Source organism: Actinophytocola sp. (assembly GCF_035942955.1).
In the GTDB taxonomy this organism is placed as follows: domain Bacteria; phylum Actinomycetota; class Actinomycetes; order Mycobacteriales; family Pseudonocardiaceae; genus DASYTH01.
Genome location: NZ_DASZCQ010000206.1, coordinates 16,424 through 42,270, shown reverse-complemented (window position 1 = coordinate 42,270; position 25,847 = coordinate 16,424). Strand labels below are relative to the sequence as shown.

General features: G+C 70.5%; 28 protein-coding genes. 12 read left to right on the top strand and 16 right to left on the bottom strand.

The window, feature by feature from the left end:
- Positions 1-9: 9 nt before the first annotated feature.
- The 3 genes from VGX25_RS20800 to VGX25_RS20790 are packed head-to-tail and all read right to left on the bottom strand — an operon-like array spanning position 10 to position 2,271.
- On the bottom strand, positions 10-480 hold the full coding sequence (locus VGX25_RS20800; protein WP_326919516.1) for a DUF350 domain-containing protein: 471 nt from the start codon (positions 478-480) through the stop codon (positions 10-12).
- A 12-nt stretch (positions 481-492) separates the two neighbouring features.
- Entirely contained in the window at positions 493-1,659 is a 1,167-nt protein-coding gene (locus VGX25_RS20795) for a glutathionylspermidine synthase family protein (RefSeq protein WP_326919515.1), read from the bottom strand.
- Positions 1,660-2,271: a hypothetical protein gene (locus VGX25_RS20790; protein ID WP_326919514.1), complete on the bottom strand. Its 612-nt coding sequence runs from the start codon at positions 2,269-2,271 to the stop codon at positions 1,660-1,662.
- Positions 2,272-2,322: 51 nt separating this feature from the next.
- On the opposite strand from VGX25_RS20790, the gene VGX25_RS20785 reads away from it, so the two are divergent.
- From VGX25_RS20785 to VGX25_RS20775, 3 genes are read left to right on the top strand one after another with little or no spacing between them, the layout of a single operon-like run.
- Positions 2,323-3,249 carry a septum formation family protein gene (locus tag VGX25_RS20785; protein ID WP_326919513.1) on the top strand — a complete coding sequence of 309 codons (927 nt, stop codon included), beginning with the start codon at positions 2,323-2,325 and terminating at the stop codon, positions 3,247-3,249.
- Positions 3,250-3,258: 9 nt separating this feature from the next.
- Positions 3,259-3,597, top strand: coding sequence for a metallopeptidase family protein (locus VGX25_RS20780; RefSeq protein ID WP_326919512.1), 339 nt, complete (start codon positions 3,259-3,261; stop codon positions 3,595-3,597).
- Positions 3,597-5,411, top strand: coding sequence for a P-loop NTPase fold protein (locus VGX25_RS20775; protein ID WP_326919511.1), 1,815 nt, complete (start codon positions 3,597-3,599; stop codon positions 5,409-5,411). The genes VGX25_RS20780 and VGX25_RS20775 overlap by 1 nt, the downstream gene beginning before the upstream one ends.
- 3 nt (positions 5,412-5,414) lie before the next feature.
- Here VGX25_RS20775 and VGX25_RS20770 read toward each other — a convergent pair whose 3' ends face one another.
- Positions 5,415-6,644, bottom strand: a complete 1,230-nt coding sequence (locus tag VGX25_RS20770; protein WP_326919510.1) for a helix-turn-helix transcriptional regulator — start codon at positions 6,642-6,644, stop codon at positions 5,415-5,417.
- Positions 6,645-6,694: 50 nt separating this feature from the next.
- On the opposite strand from VGX25_RS20770, the gene VGX25_RS20765 reads away from it, so the two are divergent.
- Entirely contained in the window at positions 6,695-7,270 is a 576-nt protein-coding gene (locus VGX25_RS20765; protein ID WP_326919509.1) for a hypothetical protein, read from the top strand.
- Here VGX25_RS20765 and VGX25_RS20760 read toward each other — a convergent pair.
- Genes VGX25_RS20760 through VGX25_RS20745 form a run of 4 tightly spaced genes read right to left on the bottom strand, consistent with a single transcriptional unit; the run spans position 7,264 to position 10,653 of the window.
- The gene (locus VGX25_RS20760) at positions 7,264-7,773 is read right to left on the bottom strand and encodes a DinB family protein (protein ID WP_326919508.1); all 510 of its coding nucleotides are present in this window, start codon (positions 7,771-7,773) and stop codon (positions 7,264-7,266) included. The two genes, VGX25_RS20765 and VGX25_RS20760, sit on opposite strands and share 7 nt — an antisense overlap.
- A 5-nt stretch (positions 7,774-7,778) precedes the next feature.
- The gene (locus tag VGX25_RS20755; RefSeq protein WP_326919507.1) at positions 7,779-8,957 is read right to left on the bottom strand and encodes an RtcB family protein; all 1,179 of its coding nucleotides are present in this window, start codon (positions 8,955-8,957) and stop codon (positions 7,779-7,781) included.
- Positions 8,958-8,987: 30 nt separating this feature from the next.
- Positions 8,988-9,902 (bottom strand): diiron oxygenase, encoded by a 915-nt coding sequence (locus VGX25_RS20750; protein WP_326919506.1) that lies wholly within the window; start codon positions 9,900-9,902, stop codon positions 8,988-8,990.
- Between the two features lie 52 nt (positions 9,903-9,954).
- Positions 9,955-10,653: a TetR/AcrR family transcriptional regulator gene (locus VGX25_RS20745; RefSeq protein ID WP_326919505.1), complete on the bottom strand. Its 699-nt coding sequence runs from the start codon at positions 10,651-10,653 to the stop codon at positions 9,955-9,957.
- A 98-nt stretch (positions 10,654-10,751) separates the two neighbouring features.
- On the opposite strand from VGX25_RS20745, the gene VGX25_RS20740 reads away from it, so the two are divergent.
- Both VGX25_RS20740 and shbA read left to right on the top strand, forming a co-directional pair.
- On the top strand, positions 10,752-11,870 hold the full coding sequence (locus VGX25_RS20740) for a glutamate--cysteine ligase (RefSeq protein WP_326919504.1): 1,119 nt from the start codon (positions 10,752-10,754) through the stop codon (positions 11,868-11,870).
- Between the two features lie 141 nt (positions 11,871-12,011).
- Positions 12,012-12,677 carry an RNA polymerase sigma factor ShbA gene (gene shbA, locus VGX25_RS20735; RefSeq protein WP_326919503.1) on the top strand — a complete coding sequence of 222 codons (666 nt, stop codon included), beginning with the start codon at positions 12,012-12,014 and terminating at the stop codon, positions 12,675-12,677.
- 10 nt (positions 12,678-12,687) lie between these two features.
- Here the strand turns inward: shbA and VGX25_RS35735 are convergent, their stop codons facing one another.
- Both VGX25_RS35735 and VGX25_RS20725 read right to left on the bottom strand, forming a co-directional pair.
- The gene (locus VGX25_RS35735; RefSeq protein WP_414635887.1) at positions 12,688-13,173 is read right to left on the bottom strand and encodes a DUF5615 family PIN-like protein; all 486 of its coding nucleotides are present in this window, start codon (positions 13,171-13,173) and stop codon (positions 12,688-12,690) included.
- Between the two features lie 9 nt (positions 13,174-13,182).
- Positions 13,183-13,827 carry a DUF433 domain-containing protein gene (locus VGX25_RS20725; protein WP_326919501.1) on the bottom strand — a complete coding sequence of 215 codons (645 nt, stop codon included), beginning with the start codon at positions 13,825-13,827 and terminating at the stop codon, positions 13,183-13,185.
- Positions 13,828-14,012: 185 nt separating this feature from the next.
- On the opposite strand from VGX25_RS20725, the gene VGX25_RS20720 reads away from it, so the two are divergent.
- Positions 14,013-15,719, top strand: coding sequence for a sensor histidine kinase (locus VGX25_RS20720; protein ID WP_326919500.1), 1,707 nt, complete (start codon positions 14,013-14,015; stop codon positions 15,717-15,719).
- Complete coding sequence (locus tag VGX25_RS20715; RefSeq protein ID WP_326919499.1) at positions 15,716-16,369, top strand: response regulator transcription factor; 654 nt, start codon at positions 15,716-15,718, stop codon at positions 16,367-16,369. The genes VGX25_RS20720 and VGX25_RS20715 overlap by 4 nt, the downstream gene beginning before the upstream one ends.
- Here the strand turns inward: VGX25_RS20715 and VGX25_RS20710 are convergent.
- Positions 16,366-17,043, bottom strand: a complete 678-nt coding sequence (locus VGX25_RS20710) for a DUF4232 domain-containing protein (protein ID WP_326919498.1) — start codon at positions 17,041-17,043, stop codon at positions 16,366-16,368. The genes VGX25_RS20715 and VGX25_RS20710 overlap by 4 nt on opposite strands.
- 169 nt (positions 17,044-17,212) lie before the next feature.
- On the opposite strand from VGX25_RS20710, the gene VGX25_RS20705 reads away from it, so the two are divergent.
- Together VGX25_RS20705 and VGX25_RS20700 are read left to right on the top strand one after the other, a co-directional pair.
- The gene (locus VGX25_RS20705) at positions 17,213-17,611 is read left to right on the top strand and encodes a hypothetical protein (RefSeq protein WP_326919497.1); all 399 of its coding nucleotides are present in this window, start codon (positions 17,213-17,215) and stop codon (positions 17,609-17,611) included.
- 33 nt (positions 17,612-17,644) lie between these two features.
- Positions 17,645-18,430 (top strand): arylamine N-acetyltransferase, encoded by a 786-nt coding sequence (locus VGX25_RS20700; RefSeq protein ID WP_326919496.1) that lies wholly within the window; start codon positions 17,645-17,647, stop codon positions 18,428-18,430.
- Positions 18,431-18,506: 76 nt separating this feature from the next.
- On the opposite strand, the gene VGX25_RS20695 is transcribed toward VGX25_RS20700, so the two are convergent.
- The 3 genes from VGX25_RS20695 to pheA form a co-directional block, all read right to left on the bottom strand.
- Entirely contained in the window at positions 18,507-19,313 is an 807-nt protein-coding gene (locus VGX25_RS20695) for an ABC transporter permease (protein ID WP_326919495.1), read from the bottom strand.
- 127 nt (positions 19,314-19,440) lie between these two features.
- Positions 19,441-20,466 (bottom strand): ATP-binding cassette domain-containing protein, encoded by a 1,026-nt coding sequence (locus VGX25_RS20690; protein ID WP_326919494.1) that lies wholly within the window; start codon positions 20,464-20,466, stop codon positions 19,441-19,443.
- A gap of 85 nt (positions 20,467-20,551) precedes the next feature.
- On the bottom strand, positions 20,552-21,466 hold the full coding sequence (pheA, locus tag VGX25_RS20685) for a prephenate dehydratase (protein WP_326919493.1): 915 nt from the start codon (positions 21,464-21,466) through the stop codon (positions 20,552-20,554).
- A 208-nt stretch (positions 21,467-21,674) separates the two neighbouring features.
- On the opposite strand from pheA, the gene VGX25_RS20680 reads away from it, so the two are divergent.
- A complete protein-coding gene (locus VGX25_RS20680) occupies positions 21,675-22,223 on the top strand; it encodes a macro domain-containing protein (protein WP_326919492.1) in 549 nt (182 codons plus the stop codon).
- 39 nt (positions 22,224-22,262) lie between these two features.
- On the opposite strand, the gene VGX25_RS20675 is transcribed toward VGX25_RS20680, so the two are convergent.
- A complete protein-coding gene (locus VGX25_RS20675; protein WP_326919491.1) occupies positions 22,263-22,757 on the bottom strand; it encodes an Hsp20/alpha crystallin family protein in 495 nt (164 codons plus the stop codon).
- 219 nt (positions 22,758-22,976) lie between these two features.
- Between VGX25_RS20675 and VGX25_RS20670 the strand changes: the two genes are divergently transcribed.
- Positions 22,977-25,205 carry an alpha-L-fucosidase gene (locus tag VGX25_RS20670; RefSeq protein WP_326919490.1) on the top strand — a complete coding sequence of 743 codons (2,229 nt, stop codon included), beginning with the start codon at positions 22,977-22,979 and terminating at the stop codon, positions 25,203-25,205.
- Positions 25,206-25,377: 172 nt separating this feature from the next.
- Here the strand turns inward: VGX25_RS20670 and VGX25_RS20665 are convergent, their stop codons facing one another.
- Positions 25,378-25,824: a GNAT family N-acetyltransferase gene (locus VGX25_RS20665; RefSeq protein ID WP_326919489.1), complete on the bottom strand. Its 447-nt coding sequence runs from the start codon at positions 25,822-25,824 to the stop codon at positions 25,378-25,380.
- Between the last annotated feature and the right edge of the window lie 23 nt (positions 25,825-25,847).

Here is a 25,847-nt window from a genome sequence, read left to right as displayed (position 1 = left end):
GCGGACCGGTCAGCTGATGGCGACCGCGACGATCAGGCCGAGGGCCAGGTGCACGGCGGCGACCACGACGCTGCTCGGCGCGAACCGCTCGCTCTCGACGGTGTTGCGGACGTCCAGCCCGGTGATCCACTCGAGGCAGCGCACGGCGAGCACCTGGGCCACGATCCCGATCAGGCCGAACACCACCGAGGAGATCAGCCCGGCGGCCAGGTCGCCGAACGAGCTGAGGATCGCGAACACGATGATGAACGCCATGCTCAGCATGCCGGAGGCGGTCACGATCACCGCGTTCGGCCGGCCGGTGCGCACCAGGTCGGACAGCTTGCCCGGGGTGGTGAAGTCGATCGCGTAGAAACCGAGCAGCATGAGCACGACGCCGACGACCGCGTACAGCGCGATCGCCCCAGTTCCCTCGCCGAGGTCCGACCAGAACCCCTCGGGCAGCGCGACGGTCGTCGTCGCGGCTAGCTGACCGCTCACTGAACCTCCTGCTTACGTTGGCGGAATCCGGTGTGGCACGAATGCCGCACCGTCGTCGGTGACCAGGCCGGCCGTCTCGCGGATGCCGAGACCGGCCGAGCTGTCGCCGACGATCCAAGCACCAAGCGCAGGACGGTACCCGTCGAACTCCGGCAACGGGTCGAACGCCTGGTAGACGTAGCCCTCCTCGCCGTACACGCCGCCGGTCACGGTCTCGTAGTTCGGCGCCACGATCTGGATGTTCGCCCCCTCCCGCCCCAGCCGCGGCTTGCGCACGTACTCGGTGAGGATGCCCGGCTGGTCGAGGAAGGCGGGCAGCAGGTTGGGGTGGCCGGGGTGCATCTCCCACAGGATCGCCAGCAGCGCCTTGTTGGACAGCAGCATCTTCCACAGCGGCTCGACCCACATGGTGACCGGCAGCGACTCGACGGCGTGCCGGCCGAACTCCTCGTCCACCACCCATTCCCACGGGTACAGCTTGACGATGGTGTTCATCGGCGCCTCCTCGAGATCGACGAAGCGCTTCAGCACCGGGTCCCAGCCGATCTCCTCGATCGCCAGGCCGACGGTGTCCAGGCCGGCCTCGGCCGCGGTCTCCTGCAGGTAGGCGGTGGTGACGTGGTCCTCGCCGGTCGGGTCGGCGGTCGACCAGGTGAAGTGCAGCTCGGCCGACGGCAGCCGGTCGCCGATCTCGGTCCACCGCTCGACGAGCTTCTCGTGCAGGGAGTTCCACTGGTCGTCGTCGGGGAACACCTCGGTCTTCCAGAACCACTGCACGACCGCGGCCTCGAGCAGCGACGTCGGGGTGTCGGCGTTGTACTCCAGCAGCTTGGCCGGGCCGGAGCCGTCGTAACGCAGGTCGAACCGGCCGTAGACGTGGGGATCGCGCCGCCGCCACGACTCGGCGATGCCCGGCCACACCCACTCCGGGATGCCGAAGTCCTTGTACCGCTCGGAGATCACGACGTTGTCCACCGCGTCCAGGCACATCGAGTGCAGCAGCTCGACGTCGGCCTCGATGGACAGCACCTCGTCCATGTCGAACACGTAGTGCACGGACTCGTCCCAGTACGGCCGGGACGCGCCGGTGCCGTCGCGCGCGGGCGTGCCGAACACCAGGCCCTGCGACTCCACCTTCTGCTGCCAGTCGCGCCGCGGGCTGGACCGCTCGCGGTGCACTCAGCTGCCCCCGCTCTTTCCGCCGCTGCTGATGCCGAACCCGCCGCGCTGCACGGTCTTGCCGGACGCGGTCTTCACCGTGGTCCGCCCGGACGGCGCCACGGTGGAGCCGCCCGTGACGCGGTTGCCCGGTCCGACGGTCCCGCCGTAGTTGTAGCGGTACTGGTTGTACCCGCCGCCGGGAATCGGGATGAAGAAGAACCCGCCGCTGTGGTAGCCGCCGTGGCTGGTGACGTAGTTCTCGTCGCAGTAGTTCTCATCCGGGGACAGGGCGCTGTCGCTGGTGACGCAACGGGCGGTCACCTCGTCGGGCGTGGCCGCGGCGTACCAGACCGCGATCACCGCCACGACGCCCACCGTGACGCCGCTGCCGATCAGGATCCGGCGGCGCAGCCGCGACTTGCGCTCCGCCTCCTCGCGCTCGGCGAGCTCGCGCTCCCGCTCCTGCTCGACGGCGCGTTTCCGGGCGCGCTGCTCACCAAGCGTGGGCGCGCGCGGCTTGGTGGTCTCCGGATCCTGGAACCGGATCTGCCCGCGTCTGCCCTCCGGCTGCTGCTCGGCGTCGTCGCGCTCGGGCTCGTCCGGACGGTCTGGCTCGTCTCGATCAGTCATCTTCCACTCCCGCCGCGGAGAGTACCGCCAAGACGCGGCATTATGGAGGCGATGTCCGCGACTGAGACGACGCGAACCCGGCTGGTGATGGCCGGCGCGTTCGTCGGCGCGCTGGTGCTGCTGGCCCTGAGCGTGCTTTTCTCCTGGCCGGTCACGGTGACCGGGGCGTCGCCGTCGGCGGCGGACGAGGCGGCCGCGGCGTTCGACTCGCCGCCCGGCACCTGCCTGGACTGGCCGGCGGACAACCCGCGGGCGATGCGCCGGCTGGACTGCGCGCAGCCGCACCTGTTCGAGGTGACCAGCATCGTGGACATCTCGCCGGACTACGGCCAGAGCGCGCCGCCGCCGGAGGAGAAGCAGTGGCAGACGATCGCCGAGGACAAGTGCACCCCGGGGGTCACGTCGTACCTCGGCGGCAAGCTCGACCCGTTCGGCAAGTACGGCGTCAGCGCGCTCAAGCCCACCGAGGAGCAATGGCGCTCGGGTGACCGCAAGCTGCGCTGCGGCGTGCACCGGGTGACCCCGCGCGGCACCCGGGTCGCCACCAAGGGCTCGGCGGCCAACGCCGACCAGTCCGACATCTCCGAGCCGGGAACCTGCTTCGCCCTGGCCGACAAGGACATCGGCGACCCGATCGACTGCGGCTCGCAGCACGCGGTGGAGATCGTCGGCAACGTGGACCTGTCCGTGGCGTTCACCGCGGGGTTCCCGCCCCCGGACGACCAGAAGGTCAAGCTGTCCGAGCTGTGCGCGGTGGCCGCCGCCGAGTACTCCGGCGGGGTCAACCTCGCCGAGAAGAAGCTCACCGTCTTCTGGGATCCGCCGCTGCGCGAGGAAAGCTGGGCCGCCGGCTCCCGCAAGGTCGACTGCAAGGTCGGCTCCCTGCTCCCCGACGGCAGCGGCCTTGCCCCCGTCGCCGGCAGCGTCCGCGCCGCCCCCGCGCCGACCGCACCGCCCCCCTCCACCCCGGGCGGCTAGCCCATGGACATGCCCCGCCAGCGCTTCGAGGAGCTGGTGGCCGACGCCCTCGACCTCATCCCCGCCGAGTTCGCCCGCGCCATGGACAACGTCGTCGTCCTCGTCGAGGACCGCGACCGCGACGACCCCACCCTGCTCGGCCTCTACCACGGCGTCGCGCTCACCGAACGCACCAGCCACTACGGCGGCGTCCTGCCCGACCGCATCACCATCTACCGCGAAGCCATCCTCGACATCTGCGACACCGAGGCCGACGTCGTCGAGGAGGTCGCCATCACCGTCGTCCACGAGATCGCCCACCACTTCGGCATCGACGACGCCCGGCTGCACGAGCTGGGCTGGGGTTGATGAGCTACTACGCCGGGAGTTCCGCCGCTCCGCGATTCGTCGTGCTGAACGACGCGCCGGTCGGGGACGGGGTCGAGGACGACCTGATGGAGGCGACCGAGGTCGCGCGCGGGCTCGCCGAGCTCATCGTCGCCTCGCGGGCGGCGGCGCCGTTCGCCCTGGCCGTGGACGCCGCGTGGGGCATGGGCAAGAGCAGCCTCATGCACCGGCTGAAGGCCACGCTGGCCGCGCAGCCGGCGGTGTCGGTGGTCTGGTTCAACGCCTGGACGTCCGGGCGGGCGAGCGCGCTGGAAGGCCTGATCAAGTCGGTGCTGCTGCGCTTCGACCGCAACGTCATCCGGCGCGCCGTGCGGTCGATGTCCCGGCGGGCCCACCTGCTCGGCGCGCTGCGGGCGCTGGGGCTGGTGCTGGGCAGCTTCTTCGGCCTGGGCCGGGTGGTGGACGAGATGTGGCGCCGGATGGCGCTGGACGCCCAGTCCCGCAACGAGATCAAGGGCGTGCTGCGGGACGCGTTCACCGCCTGGATCGAGCGTGGGGGGGGCCCGGGCGGCCGCCGCCTGCTGGTGGTGTTCGTCGATGATCTGGACCGGTGCGCGAGCGAGCGCATCGTCGAGGTGTGCGAGGCGATCAAGCTCTACCTCGACGTGCCCGGCATCGTGTTCGTGCTCGGCTGCGACCAGTCCGCGCTGTGGCGCGCAGTCCGCGACTCGGCGGGCATCGCCGACTCGGCCGGCGCCGTCGAGTACCTGGAGAAGATCATCCAGATCAACTACCGGATCCCGGTCCCCAGCGCGGCCCATGCGGTGCGCCTGGTGAACGGCTACCTCGCCCGGTCGCACACCAGCGCGCTGTTCGACGAGTCGATGAAGAACATGATCATCGAGCGGTCCGGTCGCAATCCCCGCCGGATCAAGCGGCTGATCAACAGCTTCGTGCTCGAGTACCACCTGAACCGGTCATGGGACGACGTCGGCGTGGAGAATCTGGTCAAGGTCATCATGCTGCAGCACTTCTACCCCGGCTTCCACCAGATCCTCACCAACCCCCGCCACGACGACCCGATCACCGAGTTCCTGCAGTACAACGAGTTCCGCACGGCGGTGCGGCAGGGCAGCGAGCCGCCGGCCGGGTGGGAGGACATGGTCCAGGCCAAGGGCCTCCGGCCGCACGGGTGGCGGGACCTCCTCCCGGATCTGGAGAAGGAGCTACCCGCCGAGTTCCCGACGCTCGCCGCGGACCGGGACTTCGTGGCACTGATCGAGAGTTTCGACGGGCCGGGCATCGACACGGCCCGGCTGCGCCGGATGCTGCGCCGCCCGCTGACCACGGCCGATCGCTTCGCCGAGGAGTACGACGTGCTCCGAAACCTCTTCTGGGAGTCCGCGCGGGTCCCTCTCACGCCCGAAGCCAGGCTTCCTCGAGCACCTTCCGCGGATGACCCCCTCGAGGGTTTGCGCATCCTCTGGATCGACGACAATCCCGGCAGCAACCGCGAGATGGCGGCCGTCCTGCTTGGTCGTGGCGCGTTCGTGACTCAGGCGACCAACCGGGCCACAGCCCTGGCGGCGATCGAGCAGCGCCCTCCCGATGTCGTGTTGTCCGACTTCGGCCGGGGACGGGATGATGAAGCCGGTCTCAACGACCTGGAATACTTCCGGAAGAACCGGATTTTTGAGGGTCCGGTCCTGTTCTGCTCCGGCCAGGGAATACCGGAACGCAAGCAGCGAATCCAGGAACTGGGCGCCGACGGCCCGACGAACGATGAAAACGAGATCCTCCGCTGGCTCGAACAGGCCGCCCCCACAGCCCACTAACGCTTATATCCGATCGGTATCGGCCAAGGCCGCATCGAGGGTAGCGGTCTCCCGGGTCACCTGCGGAAGTTCTGCCCGAAATGCCCGCACCCTCCGGACAACTCGCTCGAACCCATACCGTTCGCCGACTGCCAGCGCCTCCTGGGCCAACGCGCAGGCCTCATCCACCTGCCCGGCGCGAGCCAGCGCACCTGCCTGATCAACCTGGGCCATTGCTCGCGGGCTCGGTGCCATCGTGCTCGGCGTGGAGGCCGCGAAGGCGGCCCGGGCAGCCGGAAGATCGTCGAGCTTGGCGAGCGTCGTTGCCTGATAGCGCGCCGATTTCTGAGCATCGAACGCGAAGATCCACGGCCACTGGAGTTCCCCGCGACCGCTTCTTGCCAATGCTTCCGAACGACGCATTTCGGCGAATGCGGCCGTTCGATCTCCCATCTCGGCATGTGCGACTGCCTGACAGGCGGCCAGGTTTGCTCGCGCGGCATCCGGACCGGATGACTCCTTGAGTTGCCACTGCGCACGTTCGAGTAGATGCAACCCAACCCGATAGTCACCGATCTCAACCGCATATGTGCCGCGACCCAAACCCACGAACGCCGTAAGCAAAGGGTGCTGCGCCCGCTCCGCGTAACGCATGGCCTCAGCAAAGTGCCGGCGGACCGTTCCTCGGTCGTCGCGCTCTCGTGCAAGCCATCCCGCCACCTGGGCGGCCTCGGTCAATGCTGCGAACCCGTCCCTGGTTGGCAGCACACCGTTGACGACGCTGGATGCCAACCGGAGATGCGCCTCGACAACCGGCGTCAGCTCCATCGTTGGCACGAACTCCGAGAGCCGCCGGTAGTGCCCCGATGGTCCGGCGACGGATGCCACGAGATCGGTCGCGTCGTATTCGGGGAGATGCCGGGCGATCAGGGCTCCGGCCCCGGCTCCGAGCGCGGCCTGCAGGAAGGCCTTGCGATCCACGTCCTCAGGTGTAGCACGGCTCGCGTGATCAAAGCCAAGTTCCGCCTCGGTTGCCCGCAGGACCGCGCAGAGGGCGGCAATGTAGTTGGCGCGGGGTCGTTCGATGATGCCCCGCTCAATCTTGCCGAGATGATTGGCGTCAAAGGCCACGTCACGACCGCGCGGATCCCGCCGAGCCAACCACAGCGACACCGCCTCCGCCAGCTCGGTGCGCGACAGTCCGCCGCGTTCCCGTGCGGCGCGCAGGAGGCGGTTGGGCCGGGGATGTTTCATCCCGTCGCGGCTCCCTGGCCGGCGGGTAGCCGATCGATCACGCTGCGTTCGTGCACGTGCCATACATTACGACGTGGAGCGCCGAGCTGCCCGCACCCACCACGGTGATCGAGCGGCCGTGGGGCATCGGCTATCTGGACGAGACCCTCGGCGACCGCGACGAGCACGGCGTCCTCTGGCCACGGATGCCGTCCCGACCTGGGCACGGCAGGCCGCAGTACGGCAAGGTCCACCCGCTGCGCCAGCGCCGGGCCATGCGCCGGCTGCTGTGCGGGATCTGCGCGGGCCCACCCGATCGCACCGAGGACGGCGTGCTGTGGCTGGTCATGGACTACCGCGACGACTGGCCGGGCTGGCCCGAGGGCATGGGCGTCACCGAGCCGCCGGTGTGTCTGCCCTGCGCCCGGCTGTCCGTTCGCGCCTGCCCGGCTCTTCGGCGGGGCTACGTCGCCGTGCGCGTCCGCCACTCCTTCGTGGGCGGGGTGTACGGGGTTCGATATCACCGGGGCCGAGCGGTGGAGGACACCCTCGTGGCCTTCGACGACCCGGCGATCCGCTGGACCCGCGCCGCGCAGCTGGTGCGCGAGCTGTCCGGCTGCACCATCGTGAGCATGGCTGATCAGTAATAGCCCTTCGCGCCGTCGAGGAGCTCGCGGATGGTGTCGAGGTGGCCGGCGTGGCGGGCGGTCTCCTCGATCATGTGGAGCAGCATCCAGCGCAGGGTGGCGGCGGCCGCCTTGAAGTCGGGGTGCTTGCCGACGTCGTCGAGGGTGTGGCTGGCCACGATCTCGTTGGACAGGGCGCATTGCCGGGCGTACTCGTCGAGCAACTGTCCAAGTGGGACATCCTCGACCATCATGTCGGCGTCCTCGGGGCCCTCGAACTGCGGGCCCGTGGCCGGGCGGCCGAGGAACAGGACCTCGAACCAGCAGTGCTCGACCCACCGCATGTGGGAGACGATGCCGGCCACCGTCATGAAAGGCGACGTCGGGAGGACGGACCGGTGGGCGTCCTCCTCGGAGAGCCCCTCGGCCTTCCAGGCGATGATGGCGCGCTGCATGTCGAGCCAGCCGACGAGCTGGGTCCGCTCGTCGGCGTCGAACGGGGGTCGCGTGCGGGACGGGGTCACGGGGGTCAGCCCTTCACGCACACGACTTGCTTGAGCTTGGCGACGATCTCCACCAGGTCCTCCTGATTGCGCAGCACTTCGTTGATGTCCTTGTAGGCGGCGGGAATCTCGTCGACGACGCCGCGGTCCTTGCGGCATTCGACGCCTGCGGTCTGCTCGGCCAGGTCGGCCTCGGTGAACCGCTTGCGGGCCTTGGTGCGGGACATGCGCCGGCCGGCGCCGTGCGAGGCCGACTCGAACGATTCCGGGTTGCCGAGGCCCCGGACGATGTAGGAGCCGGTGCCCATGGAGCCGGGGATGATGCCGAGGTCGCCGCGGCCGGCGCGGATGGCGCCCTTGCGGGTCACCAGAACGTCCTCGCCGAAGTGGGTCTCCTCGGCCACGTAGTTGTGATGGCAGGAGATCGGGTCCGCAAAGGACACTCCGGGGAACTGCGCGCGCAGCACGTCGCAGATCAGGCGCAGCATGACGGTCCGGTTGCGGCGGGCGTAGTCCTGCGCCCAGTAGAGGTCGTGCCGGTAGGCGGCCATCTGCGGGGTGCCGGCCAGGAACACGGCCAGTTCCGGGTCGGGCAGCGACCGGTTGTGCGCCAGCCCGCGGGCCACCTCGATGTGGTGCTGCGCAAGGAGGTTCCCGATCCCGCGGGAGCCGGAGTGCAGCATCACCCAGACCTGCCCGGTGGTGTCAAGGCAGATCTCGATGAAGTGGTTGCCGCCGCCGAGCGTGCCCATCTGGTGCAGTGCCTTGGCGGCCTGGCCCCGGACCGCGGGCGTCAGCTCGTCGAACGCCTTCCAGAACCGCGGCCAGTCGGCGGCGTCCCGTTCGGTGAACGCGGTGGCCTTGTGCTGCGCGAAGCCGACCGGCACCGCGGCCTCCAACCGCGCACGTAGCCGGCTCAGGTCGTCCGGCAGGTCCTCGGCCCGCAGCGACGTGCGCACCGCGGCCATGCCGCAGCCGATGTCGACGCCCACCGCGGCCGGCGACACCGCGTCCCGCATCGCGATCACGGAGCCGACCGTGGCGCCCTTGCCGTAGTGCACGTCGGGCATCACGGCCACGTGGTGGAAGGTCCACGGCAGCGAGGCGACGTTGTGCAGCTGGCGCATGGCCTCCGGCTCGACCGCGTCCGGCCGCGTCCACAGGCGAATGTCCACGTGCCGCCCGGGCACCGTCGTTGCCGTCATGCTTCCAGGTTAGGCCGGGTGCCGACCGATTTACCCGATGAGGCCGGCCCGGCGCCACAGCAGCTTCGACGGGCCGCCGATCATGCCGACCTCGGTGAGGAAGTCGACGATCTTCTCGGCCATCCACCGCCGGGTCGCCCGGTGGTGCGGGTTGGCCAGCGCGGCCGCCCGGCCCTGCCTGGGATCGATCCCGACGGCGGCGTAGACCCGCGGGTGGATCAGGATGTTGGCCACGCTGACCGCCACCACGGCGGTGACCGTGCGGTGCAGCTCCAGCATCGGCCGCCGAACGGTCAGCAGCTCGCGGACCAGCTCCTCGCGGGCGTACCGGACGTGCCGGGCCTCCTCGATCACGTGGATGCGGTTCACCATCCGGATCAGCGGCTGGATGCTCTCATCGTCCACAGTGGACCGCTGCAGCCGGTCGGTCATCTCCTCGACCACGAGCACCGAGGCGAACATCGCGGCCCCACCGACGACGGCCTTGAACAGCGGGCTGAGCCTGCGCACCAGCCGCGGCGGCCCGTACGCCGGCACCCCGAATCGGGTCAGCGCCTTGCCGAACATGATCGAGTGCCGGGTCTCGTCACCGATCTCGGTGAGCGCGTACTGGGCGTGCGGGGACCGCGGGTCGAGGCCCTCCGCGTACCGGGCGAGCAGCTGCATCAGCACGATCTCGGTCCACAACCCGACGCTCGCGACGCTGCCGATCTCGTGCTTGGCCAGCTCGACGCGCTGCTCCGGGGTCAGCCGGTCCCACAGCTCGGTGCCGTACAGCGACACCTTCTCCGGCGGCAGGAACCCCTTGTCCGCGGCGATCGGCGCGTCCCAGTCGATGTCGAGCAGCGGGTCGTAGGAGTTGCGCACCGACGAGTCGAGCAGCCGGGCCGCGGTGGTCTCCCGGTCCTTCGGTCGCAGCGCCCGCGCCATGATCGCCCCCTTCATGTGTTACCTGATGTAACAGATACCTCAGGTTCCACCAATCCCGGAGGCGCTGTCAAGCCACCGGCCGGAGCAGGTCCTTGATCAGGGACACGATGTCGCGGGTCAGCGGGCGGAGCAGGCGCATCCTGGACACCGTGACCAGGCGGTCGATCAACGGGACCGTGCGCTCGACCAGCATCCTGGTGCGCCGGCAGTCCGCCGACCGGTCGTGCACCCAGAACAGCACGACCCCCATGTGGTAGAGCCAGAGCAGCTCAGGCAGGTCGGCCCGCAGCTCCGGATCGATCTTCGCGGTTGACCCCTCGACCACCTCACGGTGCAGGGCGATCTGGGCGTCCCTTGCCGGCGACGACTCCGGTGAGAACGGGCTGAGCGGGCTGTCCGGGTCGGCCGCGTTGACGAAGAACTGCTTGCCGAACTCGTGGTAGGGCGCGGCCACGTCCAGCCAGCCGAGCATGACGGCGCGCAGCCGGGCCGCGAGCTCCCGCTCGACGCCGAGCACGGCGCGGCTGTGGTGCCCGTGCAGCTCGGCTATCCGGTCGTAGAACCCTTGGACCAGGTGCTCCTTCGAGCCGAAGTAGTAGTACGCGTTGCCGACCGAGACGCCGGCCTCCTTGGCGATCGCCCGCATCGTGGTGCGGTCGTACCCGCGCTCGGAGAACAGGCGCAGCGCGGCCTCGACGATCCGGGTGCGAGTGGCCTCGCTGCGGCGCGCCCGGCCGGCGGTGCCCTGCTCCTGGAGATCCGTCACGCGATTCACGGTATCCCCGCCCCGATCGGCCCATGGTCGACTCACGCAATCCGGGCCATCGCTGGCGGTGGTGGTGCGATAACTGGTAGCCAGAGAGTGTGACTGTCGACCTGACCGTCGGTGTAGAGGAGGAGTTCTTCCTCGTCGACGACGAAGGGCAGCTCGCGCAGGAGGCCGAGGAGACCCTCGCCGGCGCGCCCGAGCCCACCGCCGATGGCGCCGGTATCCAACCCGAGCTGTTGCGTTGCCAAGTCGAGTCCGCGACCGAGGTGTGCCGGGGCGTCACCGAGCTGCTCGACGAGCTGCGCTCGCTGCGCGGCCGGCTGGCGTCCGGCGCGGCCGAGCGGGGCGCCCGGCTGCTGGCCACCAGCACGGCCGTGTCCGCCGCCCGGGAGCAGTCGATCATCAGCCCGGATCCGCGGTACCTGCGGATGGCCGAGCACTTCGGCGCGCTGGTGTACACCGGCACCACCTGCGGCTGCCACGTGCACGTCGGCATCGACGACCGGGAGGCCGCCCTGCGGGCCGGCAACCACCTGCGGCTGTGGCTGCCGGTGCTGCTCGCCCTGTCGGCCAACTCCCCGTTCAACAACGGGCACGCGACGGGCTACGCGAGCTCGCGGTACCTGCTGTGGTCGCGGTGGCCGACTGCCGGCCCGCCGCCGTACCTGGAGTCGGTCGACCACTATGAGTCGATCGTGCGGGCCATGCTGCGCACCGAGGCCGTGCTGGACCGCAAGATGATCTACTGGGACATCCGGCCGTCCGAGCAGTACCCGACCCTGGAGCTGCGGGTCTGCGACGTCGCCGGCACCGCGGAGGAGGCGGCCCTGTACGGGATCCTGGTCCGGGCGCTGGTCCGGATGGCGCTCGAGGCCGACCGGCCGGCGCCGCGGATCCCGCACGAGGTGCTGCGCGCCGGGCTGTGGGTTGCCACCCGCGAGGGGCTCGAGGGCCGGTGCCCGGATCCGGACGACTGGGAGTTGCGGCCCGTGCGCGAGATCCTCGACCGGCTGCGGGACCGGCTCACGCCCGCGCTCCGCGAGACGGATGAGCTGTCCTTTGTGGACGATACGCTGGCCTGGCTGCGCGAGCACGGCGGCGGCGCCGCCCGGCAGCGGGCCGCCTACGCGCAACGCCGGCGCCTTGCCGATGTGATCGACATGCTGGCCGAGCAGACCCTGCGCGGAATCCGGCGGCCGATCGGCTCGGGGTGACCGTCCGTGCACGGGACGTGTAGCGCGCGTGCCCCATTGGGCAACAGTTTGGTTCTCGGGGGATACAAAACTGTCCGTGACGTATTTGGCGCCTCCCGGCGTGCTCTCTTGGAGCAGTGGAACCGGCGCGGGAGGCGTGCGATGTTGTGCACTATCGAGCCCGAGGTTGACCATCCCGAGCTTACGGCCGGCCGGGAGGTGGCGGACTCCGGCCGCCTGCCCCGGCCACGGAGCGTCAACCGGAACAACCTCGACACCGTGGTGGCCGCGGCCGGCGGCGGGGACGGCGCCGCGGCCGAGGAGCTCCTCGCCTTCCTGCGCCCGATCGTCGTCCGCTACTGCCGCACCAAGCTGGGCCGCGTGCAGCGCACCTTCGTCGCCGCCGACGACGTCGCCCAGGAGGTCTGCCTGGCCGTCTACCGGGCCCTGCCCACCTACCGCCAGCTGGGCCGCCCATTCCTGTCGTTCGTCTACGGCATCGCCGCCCACAAGGTGGCCGACGTCCACCGCGCCGCCGCCCGCGACCGCTCCCAGCCCACCCCCGAAACCCCCGACATCTTCACCGACGACGAAGACCCCGAGCAGATAGCCCTGCGCCGCGAGCTGGTCGAGGCCACCGGCGGCCTTCTGCGCACCCTCACCCCCCGCCAGCGCGACATCCTCATCATGCGCATCGTCCTGGGCCTGTCCGCCCAGGAAACCGCCACCATGGTCGGCACCACGCCCGACGCCGTCCGCGTCGCCCAACACCGCGCCCTCAACCGCCTCCGCCGCACCGTCCAACGCACCCCGGCCCGGGCAAGCTAACGCACTTGATCTACCCGTCGGCCGCTCGACCACGGCGAGGCCGGTGCGGCTGCCCGGCACGGCTTGGCCAGTAGCGCGGCGGGTCGATGCGTGGATCGGTCATGCGGTGACGCTTGCCGGGCTGTATCGCCTGGACCTCGACGAGCCGCTGCCCATCGGCGGCATCGAGCTCACGCATGATCGGCCGGAGGGCAGCCACGACCGATGCCATGGCCATGGCCAGCCCATCGAGCCCTCGTCGCGTGTCCTGGCGATACCGGATGTGATGCATACCGGAATCCCTAATGGCACGCGATTCGGCCACATCGTCGAGCTGAGCGTGGTCATTGGTCAGCAACGCGTCATACCCCCGCCGGCTGGCATCCCGCAGCAGGACTGGATCTTTCTTTCCCTTCCAACCAAGGGCCTGAACGTGGTCGACCTGATGCTCCGGGAGCAGGCGACGAAGCGATTCCACCAACTGGATGGGAACGTCCTCGTCAAGCAGTAGACGCATGTCAGGGGGTCAGGCAGGCAACCGCTCACGGTATGCGTCGACATACCGAGCGAACTCGCGGGCACCGCGCGCGGCATAGGGAGGAACCGATGGGTAGAAGCTGGCCACGTCCTCGGCCGCCACCCCATCGTCGAGCAGAGCCGCGATGAGGTCGAAGGGCACGCGCGTGCCTTCGATCACCGGATAACCGCCGCGAACCTCGGGGTCCACCGCAACGCCCGGTTTCGGCTGGTGCAGTGGAACGACGTCTCGACGCCGGGGTCCGTCGAACGCGCCGAGAATGTCGACCATTTCGGCGATGACCTGCTGGCCCGGCCGTCCGGTCAGGTCCACGGCGGACTCGTCGGACGACACCCAGGCAACGTCCTTGCCGACCGCGATGAGCTGGTACGACGATAGATGATTGGTCTCTCCGAGATCCCGGAGTTTGGCGACCGCCTTACGAACCCGTTGAAGCGGCACGCCGCGTGCCCGCAGATAGACGAAGGTACGAAGGGCGACCACATCCTGGAAGGAGTACGACGCGCGGGAGCCGGGTACGTGCAGCGTTGGCGCCAGCAGCGGTCCCTCGCTGGATTGCGCTGAACGCCAGTACGACAGCTGCCGCAATGAGGCGCCGCTCAGGGCAGCCGCGACGACGGAGCTGTAGGACACGGGGCACCCCTCTCGTGAGAACTCCACGATAGTCACCGTCCGGCTCGAGTCCGACACGCCGCACCGCACCGTCTACGCACCGCCGCCCGGGCAAGCTGACCTTCGACGGACTCTGGCCGAATGGCCGAGCCGGGGCCGCCGTGTGACCGAGGCGAGGGCGGGGCGCGGGCAATAGGTTCGGTGGCATGACGACGCTTCCGGTGCCGCTGCGCTGGTTGATCGGGTTGCTGGGTGCGGTGTTCCTGGTCGATTTTCTGCTGGCCGTTGCGGCGGGCAGCCCGGCGGATGCGCTTGCGTTGCCGGGTGGGGCGGTGGTGCTCGGCTGTGTGTACCTCGCGGTCTTTCGGCCGGGGTGGGCGACGGCCGGCGGGGCGGCGGTGCTGGTCGGGTCGTCCTGGCTGGTCAGGAGGGTTGGGGCGGTTCCGAGGTGGGTTGGCGTCGAGGGCCTGCTGGTGTCCGAGACGCTGGGCGGCGGGGCGATCGTGCTGCTGCTGGCGTGGCGGGCGCGGGCCGGGGTGGCGGTCGCCGGCATCACGGGGTTGGTGCTGGCCGGGCTGGCCGCGACCGTCGTCCGGGCGGGGGCGCTGCCCGGCCAGCGCTCCATGTCGTTCGGACTCGCGATTCTGCTGATCGGGGTCGCCGTCGGGATCTACCTGCGGCGGTCCGGGCAGCGCACCGATTCCGAGCTGCATGCGTTGGTGCGCCGGCAATGGCCGCTGATGGCCGTGCTCGTCGTCTTGCTGCTGTTCGACATCGGGGCCGTCGGGGACAACCCGAGGGCACTCGCGCTGGGTGGCGCGGTGGTCGCGGCCGGGTGCGCGTTCTTCGCGCCGCGCGACCCGGTTCGCGCCGCCCTGGCGGCCGCAGCCGCGATCGGTGCGGCGGCGCTGGCGTCGATCGCGACCACCGCGGCCGAGTTCTTGCGGCCGTGGAACGACACGTTCGTCACGGTGTGGATCGGTCCCGGCCGCACGCCGTTCTCCTTCGCGCAGCTGGCGGCGAGCATGGCGCTGGTCGGGTTCGTCGTGCGGTACGCGCGGCCACAGCCGGCGGCGTGGGGCACCGCGGCGCTGGCCATGGCGAACCTCGGCCCGGTGCTGGTCACCCCAGGACTGGTCGGGGTGGACGGCGAATACCTGGCGCCGCAGGCGGTTCTGCTGGCGAGCGCGGTGGTCGCGGGGTGGTTCCTCCGGGTCCGGGATCGCGAGCGGCAGAAGACGGTTCGGGTGGCGGTCACCGGCGTGCGGCAGGCCGAGCGGATGGCGCTGGCGCGGGAGCTGCATGACGTGGTCGCGCACCACGTGACCGGGATCCTGGTGCAGGCGCAGGCCGCGCGGCTGGTGGCGCAGCGCGATCCCGGGGTGGTGGTGGGGGCGCTGGAGAAGATCGAGAGTAGCGGCGCCGAGGCGCTGGTGGCGATGCGCACGCTGGTGGGCAGCCTGCGCGGGGCCCAGCCGGCCGGCGGCTCGACGGCGCCGGCGCAGGCGACCACCGACCTGGCGGCGGACATCCGCGCGCTGGTGGACCGGTTCACCGGCCCGACCGTCCACTTGGAACTGTCGCTGCCCGAGACGCTGCCGCACGAGATGGGGCGCACCGTGCTCCGCGTGGTGCAGGAGTCGCTGACCAACGTCAGCAAGCACGCCGCAGGGGCGACGAGCGTGCGGGTCGAGGTCGGGACGGGCCGGGGCGACCTCGGCGACGAGCTGCACGTATTCGTGAAGGATGACGGCACCGCACGGCGGAGCGGCCCGGCCGGCGGGTCGGACGGCTACGGTCTGATCGGCATGCGGGAGCGGGTCGAGCTGCTCGGCGGCCGGCTCGTCGCCGGGCCGGGCGCCGACGGCGGGTGGGTCGTCAAGGTGGCGCTTCCGTTGCGGAGCGGGCAATGATCCGGGTGCTGATCGCCGACGACCAGGAGATGGTCCGGGCCGGGTTCCGGATGATCCTGGAAACCCAGGACGACCTCGAGGTGGTCGCCGACGTCGCCGACGGGATCTCGGCCGTGGCCAGGGCCAGGGAGCTGCGACCCGACGTGTGCCTTGTGGACATCCGGATGCCCGGCATGGACGGGTTGGAGGTCACCAGGGCGCTGGCCGGGCCGGGTGTGGCCGACCCGCTGCGGGTCGTCGTGGTCACCACGTTCGACCTCGACGAGTACGTGCACAGCGCGCTGTCCAACGGGGCCAGCGGTTTCCTGCTCAAGGACGCCGGGCCGACGCTGCTCATGGAGGCCGTGCGCGCGGCGGCCCGCGGCGACGCGTTGGTGTCGCCGCAGATCACCGTGCGGCTGCTGCGCCACTTCGCCACGCCGGCCGCCCCGGTCGACCCGGCCGACGAGCCCGCAGAGCCGCTGACCGAACGCGAGCTGGACGTGGCGAAGGCGGCGGCGCGCGGGCTGACCAACACCGAGATCGGCACCGAGCTCTACCTGTCGCTGTCCACGGTCAAGACCCACCTGGCCGCGGTCCAGGCCAAGATCGGCGCCCGCAACCGGGTCGAGGTCGCCGCCTGGGCCTGGCGAACCGGGCTGATGGCCTAGGCCCCGCCGAGACCCGGCTCGACGGTCCTGACCTTGAGCTGATGGTTCGGCGGGTTGCCGGCGCATCCGGTGCCTTCCAACGGAAGGAACATGGCCGCGGTGTCGTGCGGCGGGTACACCCGCAGGCCGCGGGTGGGGGTCGGGCGGCACTCGGCCGGGTCGAAGTTGCCGGCGTTGACGAAGCCCACCGTGGCGAACGCGGTCTGGCCGGGCGCGAGGGTGACCGCGGCGCCCTTGGTGCCCTCCCGGAACGCGGCCTCACCGACCTGATGGCCGTCGTCACCGGCCACATAGGACACTCCGGGGAAGCCCTGGATCACGCAGGTGCGCGTGCCCTTATTGGTGAACCGCAACGGCCGGTAGTGCGTGCCCGCGGCGCCTTCGCCCTGGCCGATGGACAGCTGCAGCTCGGCCGCCTTGCACTCACCGGAGGTCGCCGGCTCCGGCGGCGGGGCGGGCGCCGGCGGTGCGGGCGTCGGCGCCGAGGTGGCGGGTGGCTGGCTGCTGGTGGGCGGCGGGGAGACCGTGATCGGTCCGGTCGCCGGCCCGGACGAGGTGAAGGTCGGCACCGACGGGTCGCCCGCGTTGCCGGCCACGTCGCCGGTGCACCCGGCCGCGCACACGGCGACCGCCGCTCCGGCCGCCACGAGCACGAAAGTCCTGTTCCACTGCATGGGTATCGCCTCCAGACCCCGACTTGCATTTCTGGACGCCCAACTGCAGGGACGGTTCAGCACCCGATGAGGTTGCTTATCAACGGGTACTACCCTGCACGCGCCAAGAAGAAACGGACCGACCCGCCGCGTCGATGAGCCCCGGGGAGTTGCATACCGGAGGATGCTCATGGCAATGGAGTTGGAGTTCCCTCGGCCGGTCGCCGACCTGTGCGCCGCGCTGGCCGGTCAAGGCTTCGACGTTCTCGACGAGCGGTACACCGGTGGCGGGCTGGTCCTCATCCTCCAGGGACCGGCCGTGGTGGACGGAGAGTGGATGGAGGCGTTCGTGCGGGTGGCCGAGCGCGACGGCCGCTGGTCGATCTGCCTGAGGTTCGAGGGGATGGCCAACTGGATCACGGCGCGGGCCTGGGAGGCGTACCTCGACGGCACCGAGCCGGACGTCCGCGACCTGGCCGGGCGGGCGCACTTCGTCCGGTACCGGCTGGCCGACGCCGCCAGGGCGATCCGCGCCACCCCGCACGCCGAGCGCGTCCTCGTCCGGCTCACCGAGCGACAACCCGGTTGACCTCCACCTAGGTGGAGTAGGCACAGTGGGGCGATGGAGCACGACATCGTCGCCGCGTACCTGCGCCGGATCGGGATGACCGAGCCACCGGGGCCGCCGAGCGTGGATCTGCTGACCGAGCTGCACATGCGGCACCTGGGGACGGTGCCGTTCGAGAACCTGAGCATCCACCTCGACGAGCCGATCGTCCTTGACGAGGACGCGCTGGTGGACAAGATCGTCCGGCGACGCCGCGGCGGGTTCTGCTACGAGCTCAACGGGCTGTTCGCGGTGCTGCTCGGCGCGCTTGGATTCCGGGTCACGCGGCACGCCGCCCGGGTGTTCGACCCCGAGGGCTCGCTCGGCCCGCCGTTCGACCACCTCGTCCTCGTGGTCCAGCTCGGCGACCGCTGGCTGGTCGACGTCGGCTTCGGCCGGCTGACGACCTACCCGCTGCGGCTCGACTCGACCGAGGTGCAGGACGACCCGGAGGGCAAGTTCCTCGTCACGCCCGCGCCGTACGGCGACATCGACCTGGTCCGCGACGGCAAGCCGCAGTACCGGATGGAGACGCGTCCGCGGTCGCTGGACGACTTCACCATGGGCGCCTGGTGGAACAGCACGTCGCCGGCGTCGCACTTCACCCGCAGCCTCACCTGCTCGCTGCGCACCGAGGACGGCCGGGTCACGCTCTCCGCAGACCGTCTCATTAGGACAGTCGGCGACGAGCGCACCGAGACCGTCCTGCCCGACGACGAGGCCGTCCTCGAGGCATACCAGACGATCTTCGGCGTAGTCCTGGAGCGGGTGCCGAAGCTGCGAACCCAAGGCGGAACATAACTGCCCCAAGGCGGAACACGGCTGACCGAAGGCGGAACACGGCTGCCTGAGGCCGGGACACGCCGAACCCCGGCGCCTACTTGCTGGCGACCTTGCGGTACTTGGCGACCGCGAGCGGCATGAACACGGCCAGAATGCCGATGCACCACAGGATCGCGTACAGCGTGGCGTTCTGCGCCGGCCAGCTGTCGCCGCGGGCCAGGATGCCGGTGGCCGCGGCGCCGTTGCCGAACAGGTCGCGGGCCGAGTCGGCGACCGCGGTGACCGGGTTCCACTCCGCGAACGCCTTGAGCGGGCCGGGCAGCGAGTTCTGCGAGACGAAGGCCGAGGAGATGAACGTGACCGGGAACATCCAGATGAACCCGGCGCTCTGGGCCACCTCGACGCTGCCCGCCGCCATCCCGACGATCGCGCCGATCCAGGACATGGCGAACGAGAACAGCAGCAGCACCAGGTAGCCGAGCACGGCGTCGGTGAGGCTGCCCCGGATCCGCCAGCCCACGACCAGCCCGCACACCGACATGATCAGCAGACCGAGCGCGCTCACCGCCAGGTCGGAGGTGGTCCGGCCGAGCAGCACCGCGGCCCGGGACATGGGCAGCGAACGGAACCGGTCGATGATGCCCTTCTGCAGGTCGGCGGCGAACCCGATGGTGGTGTAGGCGGAGTTGAACGCCACGGTCTGGGCGAAGATGCCGCCCATCAGGAACTCGCGGTAGTTGGCGCCGCCGAAGCTGCCGCCGAAGACGAACGCGAACAGCAGCACGAACATGATCGGCTGCAGGGTGGCGCCGAGCAGCAGGTCCGGCTGGCGGCGGATGTTCATCAGGTTCCGCCAGGTCACGACCCCGCTGTCGCGCAGGCTCACGGTCATGACGCTCATGCCGTCACCTCGCAGGCTTCGGGGATGGCCGGCCCGCCGCCTCGTCCCTCGGCGGGGCGGTGTTCATGGTTCGCTTCGCAAGCTCCGCCAAGCCTGCGTGTCGAATGGTTCGCTCCGCAAGCTCCGCTCATGCGGGAATCTCCTCCTTGCTCCCCCGCCGCCCGCGGCGGCCCTTGCCCGTTTTCTCCTCGGTGGTCGGCTCCTCCTCGGCGACGTGCCCGGTCAGCGCCAGGAACACGTCGTCGAGGGTGGGCCGGTGCAGCCCGATGTCGAGGACGCCGATGCTCTCCTTGTCCAGCCGGCGCAGCGCCTCGATCAGCGCCTTCGGCCCGGCCTCCACGTGCACCACGACCTTGCGGGTGCGCTCGTCGACGACCGGGTCGCTGCAGCCCACGTCGACCAGGATCTGCTGGGTGACACCCAGCTCGGCCGGGTCGCTGACGACCAGCTCCAGCCGCTCGTTGCCGGCCTGCGCCTTGAGCTGGTCGGCCGTGCCGCTGGCGATCACCTTGCCGTGGTCGATCACCAGGATGGTGTTGGCCAGCTGATCGGCCTCCTCCAGGTACTGCGTGGTGAGCAGCACGGTGGCGCCCTCGGCGACCAGCTCGCCGATGACCTCCCAGGTGTCAAGGCGGCCGCGCGGGTCGAGGCCGGTGGTCGGCTCGTCGAGCACCACCACGGCCGGCTCGGCGACCAGGGCGCCGGCCAGGTCCAGCCGGCGCCGCATGCCGCCGGAGTAGCCCTTGGCGGGGCGGTCGGCCGCCTCCTCGAGCCGGAACCGGGACAGTAGCTGCCGGGCCCTCGCGCTGGCGTCGGACCGGCTCATGCCGTACAGCCGGGCGACCATCCACAGGTTCTCGTAGCCGGTGAGGTTCTCGTCCACCGCGGCGTACTGGCCGGACAGGCCGATCGAGCGGCGCACGGCCTGCGGCTCGGTCAGCACGTCGTGCCCGGCCACCCAGGCCCGGCCGGAGTCCGGTTTGAGCAGCGTGGTGAGGATCCGCACGGTGGTGGTCTTGCCGGCGCCGTTGGGCCCGAGCAGGCCGAGCACGGTCCCGGTGCGGATCTCCAGGTCCACACCGTCCAGCGCGCGGGTCGACCCGAACGTCTTCACCAGCCCCTCGGCCCGGACCGCGACGTCGGACGATGTCATGGCTTCCTCCCCTGAGCGAGTAGTGATCGTCCAGCCGTCGCGAGGGTAGTCTCGGCGGCCGACAATTCCAGCCCGAATTTCGAGCTCAGCCGTTGCGCACGCTGTTGAGCCACTTGGCCGCGGCGTCGTAGTCGGCGTCGGTGTGGCCCTCCCAGACGGTGGTCGCGACGTCGTCGGCCCGGCGGTAGGAGCCGAGGAACCGCAGCTCGTGGCAGCGCCGGTGCAGCGCGGCAAGTGCGTCGCCGACCCGCTGCTCGGCGATGTGCCCGTCGAAGTCCAGGAAGAAGCGGTACTCGCCGAACCGGCCCTTGAGCGGCCGGGACTCGATCCGGGACAGGTTGATCCCGCGCAGCGCCAGCTCGGTGAGCATCTCGGCCAGCACGCCGGTCCGGTTGGTCTCCGGCACGGCGACCACCGAGGTGCGGTCGGCCCCGGTGGGCGGCGGCGTGCTTCCCGGCCGGCTGAGCACGAAGAACCTGGTCACCGCGTCGGCGATGTCGCAGACGTTGGCGGCGAGCACCTCGAGCGGGTAGTGGGTGGCCGCGATCGGGGCGGTCACCGCCGCGTCGTACTGGCCGTCGGCCACCCCGACCGCGGCCGCCGCCGTCGACGTCGCGGCCAGCTTGTCCGCCCCGGGCAGGTGCTCCTCCAGCCAGCCGTAGACCTGCGCGAGGGCGTGCGGGTGGCTGGCCACCGTGCGCACGTCGGCCGCCGCCGTGCCCGGCCGCACCAGCACCGAGAACCGCACCGGCAGCACGATCTCGGCGATCGCCACCAGCGGCTCGCCGTCGGCAAGGGCGTCCATGGTGGCCGTGACCGCGCCCTCGACCGAGTTCTCCACCGGCACGCAGGCCAGGTCGGCCTCCTTGCCGCGCACCGCGGCCAGCGCGTGCGGCACCGTCTGCACCGACACCAGCTCGTGTCCGTCCTCCACGGCGAACGCCCGAGCGGCCTGTTCGGCGAACGTCCCCTGCGGCCCCAGGTAGGCGATGCTCGACATGAGGCCACAGTACGCACCGGCCAAACCCGCGACACGCCGGTGTGGATGATCACCTTGACGGCGCGCCACCAATACCCTTGATCGGGTTACCAGTTACCAAACAGTGGTTACACGGGGTATACCTGTAGAGCCGCCCTGAGTCGTGACCGCCAATCCGGAGGCTGACACGGCCACATCCGCAACCGAGCCGCGTGACGAACCGGCGCCGTTGACCCTGGTGCTGTGCGCCGTGAGTGAGCCGCTCGCCGAAGCCTGGGACGCCGCCACCGGCGGGCGCCCCGACGTTTCCGTGCACCGGGGATCCGTGCTGGACGTGCCCGCACAGGCCGTGGTCAGCCCGGCGAACTCGCTCGGCTGGATGCGCGGCGGGGTCGACGCGGTGTACGCGCAGGCCTTCCCCGCCGTCGAGCAGCGGGTCCGCAGCGCCGTCCTGGCCTACCACGGCGGCGAGCTCCCGGTCGGCGAGGCGTTGATCGTCCCGACCGGGGTGGCCGCGCCCGAATGGCTGATCAGCGCGCCGACCATGCGGGTGCCGGGCGAGCGCCTCCCGCCCGACACCGTGCACCCCTACCTGGCCGCCCGCGCCGTGTTCCGGCTCTGGCTGGAGGGCACCCTCGAGCACGGCGACCCGGTCCGCAGCGTGGTACAGACGATCGCGCTGCCCGGCATGGGCACCGGCATCGGCGGCGTCTCGCCGCAGACCTGCGCCCGTCAGGTGATCGCGGCCTGGGACGAGGTCTTCGGGAACCGGACATAGCAAAGGGGCGCCCGGCCGGGCGCCCCTTTCGCGTTCTCGTCACTTGTTCTCGACGTCGCCCTCGACCTGGGCCGGCGTGCTGCCGCCGAGGCTGCGCACCTGGATCTTGCGCGGCTCCACCTTCGGCTTCGACACGCCGCGGATGCGGATCTTGAGCAGGCCGCGGTCGTAGTCGGCCGCGATGTCGTCGGCGGTCACGTGCTCGGGAAGCGCGAACTCCCGCCGGAAGCTGCCGGACCGGCTCTCCCGGATCAGCACGCCGCCTTCCTCCTTGCTGGTCTGCTCGGCCCGCTGCCCGGTGATCAGCAGCCGACCCTCGGCCACCTCGACGTTGACGTCCTTGTCGACGTCGACCCCGGGCAGCTCGAGGGTCACGACGACGTCCTCGCCGTCGCGCACCACGTCGGCGGCCGGCACGAACGACGCGCCCTGCCCCGCCCCGAAGGAGCGCCGCACCAGGTTGTCGAAGTCCGTGTCGAGCTGCCGGATCAACGAGCTGAACGGATCCCACATCGATCGAACCGCCAGAGCCATCTCCAACCTCCCTATGGCTTCCGCTCGTAGCACCCGGCCGATTAGCACTCGGCCGTCGTGAGTGCTAACGAACCACCCGCTGGAGGTGTTCCCAGTCGAGGGATTGGTCAACCGGCCCCGGGTGAGATCGGACGTCTCGTGGGACCTTGACACGAAATGGCCGGATGTTAACTTGAGTTCGCGCAAATAGATCCAATCTTTCGCGGACAGGGGCGTCACGTGGGCGGTCGACTGAGGCGGGCGTTGGCTGCCGGGCTGGTGGCGGTGTCCACGGCGTTCGGGTTGGGGGTGGCGGCGGCGCCGGGAGCGAGCGCGGAGCTGTTCCAGCCCCGGCAGCAGTGGCTGCGGGAGGCGACCAACGGGCTGTTCCTGCACTGGGGAATGCGGACCGCGCCCGGATACACCGACTGCCGGGAGTGGGAGCGCGCGGTCACCGAGGGCGGGTGGAGCGCCGACTACTGGATCGGCGAGGCGCTGAAGCTGCACGCCCAGTACGTGGTGCTGGCGTCGTTCCACAGCCGGCTGGGCTACGCGCGGGCCTGGCCGTCGGAGGTGCCGGGAACCTGCGCGACCCAGCGGGACTTCCTCGGGGAGCTGATCGACGCCGGGAAGGCCCGCGGGGTCAAGACGATCCTGTACATGACCGACGATCCGCAGTGGTACTGGGAGGGGCTGCGGCCGCGGCCGACCGATCCCAACGACGCGCTGGACACGACGAAGCCGAGCTGGATGGACTCGGCGGCCTACTCGGCCTGGAAGGGCAGGGAGGTCAACCTCCAGCTGCGGCCGGGCTTCGGCGAGTACAGCTACGACCTGTTCGTCGAGGTGATGCGGCGGTACGACGACCTCGCCGGGTTCTGGATCGACAACGACAACGCGTACTGGGAGCAGAACGGGCTTTACGAGCTGATCCGCCAGCAGCGTCCGACGTGGACACTGAGCAACAACAACGAGGACACGCCGATCATGGACATGGTCAGCCATGAGCAGAAGGTCGGCATGACCCCGGCGTACGACTACCCGCAGGCGGTGCTGACGCCGATGCCGCGGTTGACCGAGGGCGAGTGGAAGCTGCCAACGAGCGGAGCGTGGTGGTTCGACGGGACCGACGCGCCGGTGGACTATCCGGTGACACTAGGCCGGATCATCAGCAACGCGGGCTCGTCGGTGAAGTCGCTGATGGCCGAGACGGCCATGGTCGACGGGCGGTTCCCGGCGCGCCAGGAGGAGTTCAACAACTTCGCCCGCGACTACCTGGCGCCGATCTGGGACTCGATCCACGGGGTCGAGGGCGGCGGGTACGCCTACGGCGGGCTGGCGCCGGGGTTCTGGAACGACGGCGCGCACGGCGTGACCACGGTGAGCCGGCGCGATCCGGACCTGCACTACGTCCACGTGCTCACCAGGCCGGCCACGGCCACGTCGATCACCTTGCGGGACAACGGTTACCGGGTCACCGGCGTGCGCGACACCCGCACCGGCGCGCCCATGCGGTTCAGCCAGGCCAACGGCTCGCTGACGATCGAGGGCGTCACCGCCTGGGACACCTACGACACGGTGTTCACCGTCCGGACCGCCGGACGGGTCGGCCGCTACCCGCAGGACTCGGTCCACGCCACGGCCTCCGCGCAGCGCGCCGGCTTCCCGGCGGGGAATCTGGTCGACGGCGACTATCTGTCCTACTGGGACAGTGACACCACGCTGCCGGTGTCGATCGACCTCACGTTGAGCCGGCCGGGCAAGGTCGCGTACCTGGCGATCAACCAGCGGGAGTGGTCGCCGACGTACAACCGGACCTCGTTCAACCGCCCGGAGGACTCCGCACGGATCAAGGACTACCGCCTCGAGGCGAGCACCGACGGCACGACCTGGACCACGATCAAGGCCGGCGTCCTGCCGAGCGCCAGGGCCGTGCAGTACCTCGACCTGGCCGGCACCGACAGCGTCCGGCAGCTCCGGCTCACCGTCGACTCCACCTGGGCCGCCGCCGACGCCCCCAACTACCACCGAAAGCTGCGGATCGACGAGATGTGGCTCGGCTTCCGGCACGCCGACCGGCCCGGCCTCGGCCCCTCCATCCCCTACGAGGCCGAGCACGGCTTCCGCCATGGCGACGCGCGGATCGTGGCCTGCCAGGAATGCTCGGGCGGCCGAAAGGTCGCCGGCCTCGGCGGCCCCGGCAACCGGGTGACCGTCCCCGTGCTCACCCTGACCGGCGGCGACCGGCTGCTGACACTGGTCGGAGCCACGGAGGGCACCAAGTCGTTCCTGGTCCGGGTCAACGGAAAGCCCGTCACCCGCACCCCGCTGACCGGCTGGAGCGCCTCGGCGCCCCTGCTCGGCGCGTCGGTCACGGTGAAGCTGCACGCCGGGATCAACCTGATCACCGTGTACAACGACGAGGCGGCCGCCCCGGACCTCGACAAGGTGATACTCGGCCCGCCCTGACGCTCTACCACGCCAACCGGTGTCCCGGATAAACCGTCTCCTCTACCCAGAGAGCCCCCACCCCGGTTAATTGGGTGGGGGGTGGGTTCGTGGGCAGTTTAGCGCGGTTCAGCGATAGTCGATCTTGGTTGGGTGGTTGTGGGGGGAGGTTGTCCACAGTTGGGGGGTCCGGCTAGACCGGGAGCTCGAGGTCGATCTCGTCGCGGATCGGGATGCCGTGGTGGCCGATCTCGGGGATCTGGGGCTTGTGCCGGCGGCGGGCCTTGGTGATCGCGTCCGGGCGGACCGCGGTCATGTGGAAGCCGCAGCGTTGGTAGAAGCGTAGGGCGTCGGTGTTGTCGTTGGTGGTGGCCACCCTGATCCGCTTCGCGCCGAGCGCGGCGGCCTGCGCGGTCAGCTTCTCGATCAGCGCGGTGCCGATGCCGCCGCCGGAGCGGTAGGCGCTGATCGTGACGATGTCCAGAGTGGATCCGGACAGCCGGTAGGTGAGCAGCCCGGCCACCTGGCCGTCCTGCTCGGCGATCCAGCCGGGCAGCACGCTCGCGTCCACCAGGCCGCCGAGGGCGACCGCGTAGACCGACACATCGCCCCAGTCCTGGACCAAGAGGCGTATCACCACGGCCCGGTCCGCGGGCTCGATGG

Coding starts and splice junctions, on each gene's coding strand:
- VGX25_RS20675 (WP_326919491.1), bottom strand. CDS start 22,757: ATGGCTCTGGCGGTTCGATCGATGTGGGATCCGTTCAGCTCGTTGATC.
- VGX25_RS20790 (WP_326919514.1), bottom strand. CDS start 2,271: ATGACTGATCGAGACGAGCCAGACCGTCCGGACGAGCCCGAGCGCGAC.
- VGX25_RS20770 (WP_326919510.1), bottom strand. CDS start 6,644: ATGAAACATCCCCGGCCCAACCGCCTCCTGCGCGCCGCACGGGAACGC.
- VGX25_RS20690 (WP_326919494.1), bottom strand. CDS start 20,466: ATGACATCGTCCGACGTCGCGGTCCGGGCCGAGGGGCTGGTGAAGACG.
- VGX25_RS20775 (WP_326919511.1), top strand. CDS start 3,597: ATGAGCTACTACGCCGGGAGTTCCGCCGCTCCGCGATTCGTCGTGCTG.
- VGX25_RS20755 (WP_326919507.1), bottom strand. CDS start 8,957: ATGACGGCAACGACGGTGCCCGGGCGGCACGTGGACATTCGCCTGTGG.
- VGX25_RS20780 (WP_326919512.1), top strand. CDS start 3,259: ATGCCCCGCCAGCGCTTCGAGGAGCTGGTGGCCGACGCCCTCGACCTC.
- VGX25_RS20705 (WP_326919497.1), top strand. CDS start 17,213: ATGGCAATGGAGTTGGAGTTCCCTCGGCCGGTCGCCGACCTGTGCGCC.
- VGX25_RS35735 (WP_414635887.1), bottom strand. CDS start 13,173: ATGCGTCTACTGCTTGACGAGGACGTTCCCATCCAGTTGGTGGAATCG.
- VGX25_RS20715 (WP_326919499.1), top strand. CDS start 15,716: ATGATCCGGGTGCTGATCGCCGACGACCAGGAGATGGTCCGGGCCGGG.
- VGX25_RS20785 (WP_326919513.1), top strand. CDS start 2,323: ATGTCCGCGACTGAGACGACGCGAACCCGGCTGGTGATGGCCGGCGCG.
- VGX25_RS20750 (WP_326919506.1), bottom strand. CDS start 9,902: ATGAAGGGGGCGATCATGGCGCGGGCGCTGCGACCGAAGGACCGGGAG.
- pheA (WP_326919493.1), bottom strand. CDS start 21,466: ATGTCGAGCATCGCCTACCTGGGGCCGCAGGGGACGTTCGCCGAACAG.
- shbA (WP_326919503.1), top strand. CDS start 12,012: ATGTTGTGCACTATCGAGCCCGAGGTTGACCATCCCGAGCTTACGGCC.
- VGX25_RS20720 (WP_326919500.1), top strand. CDS start 14,013: ATGACGACGCTTCCGGTGCCGCTGCGCTGGTTGATCGGGTTGCTGGGT.
- VGX25_RS20700 (WP_326919496.1), top strand. CDS start 17,645: ATGGAGCACGACATCGTCGCCGCGTACCTGCGCCGGATCGGGATGACC.
- VGX25_RS20710 (WP_326919498.1), bottom strand. CDS start 17,043: ATGCAGTGGAACAGGACTTTCGTGCTCGTGGCGGCCGGAGCGGCGGTC.
- VGX25_RS20695 (WP_326919495.1), bottom strand. CDS start 19,313: ATGAGCGTCATGACCGTGAGCCTGCGCGACAGCGGGGTCGTGACCTGG.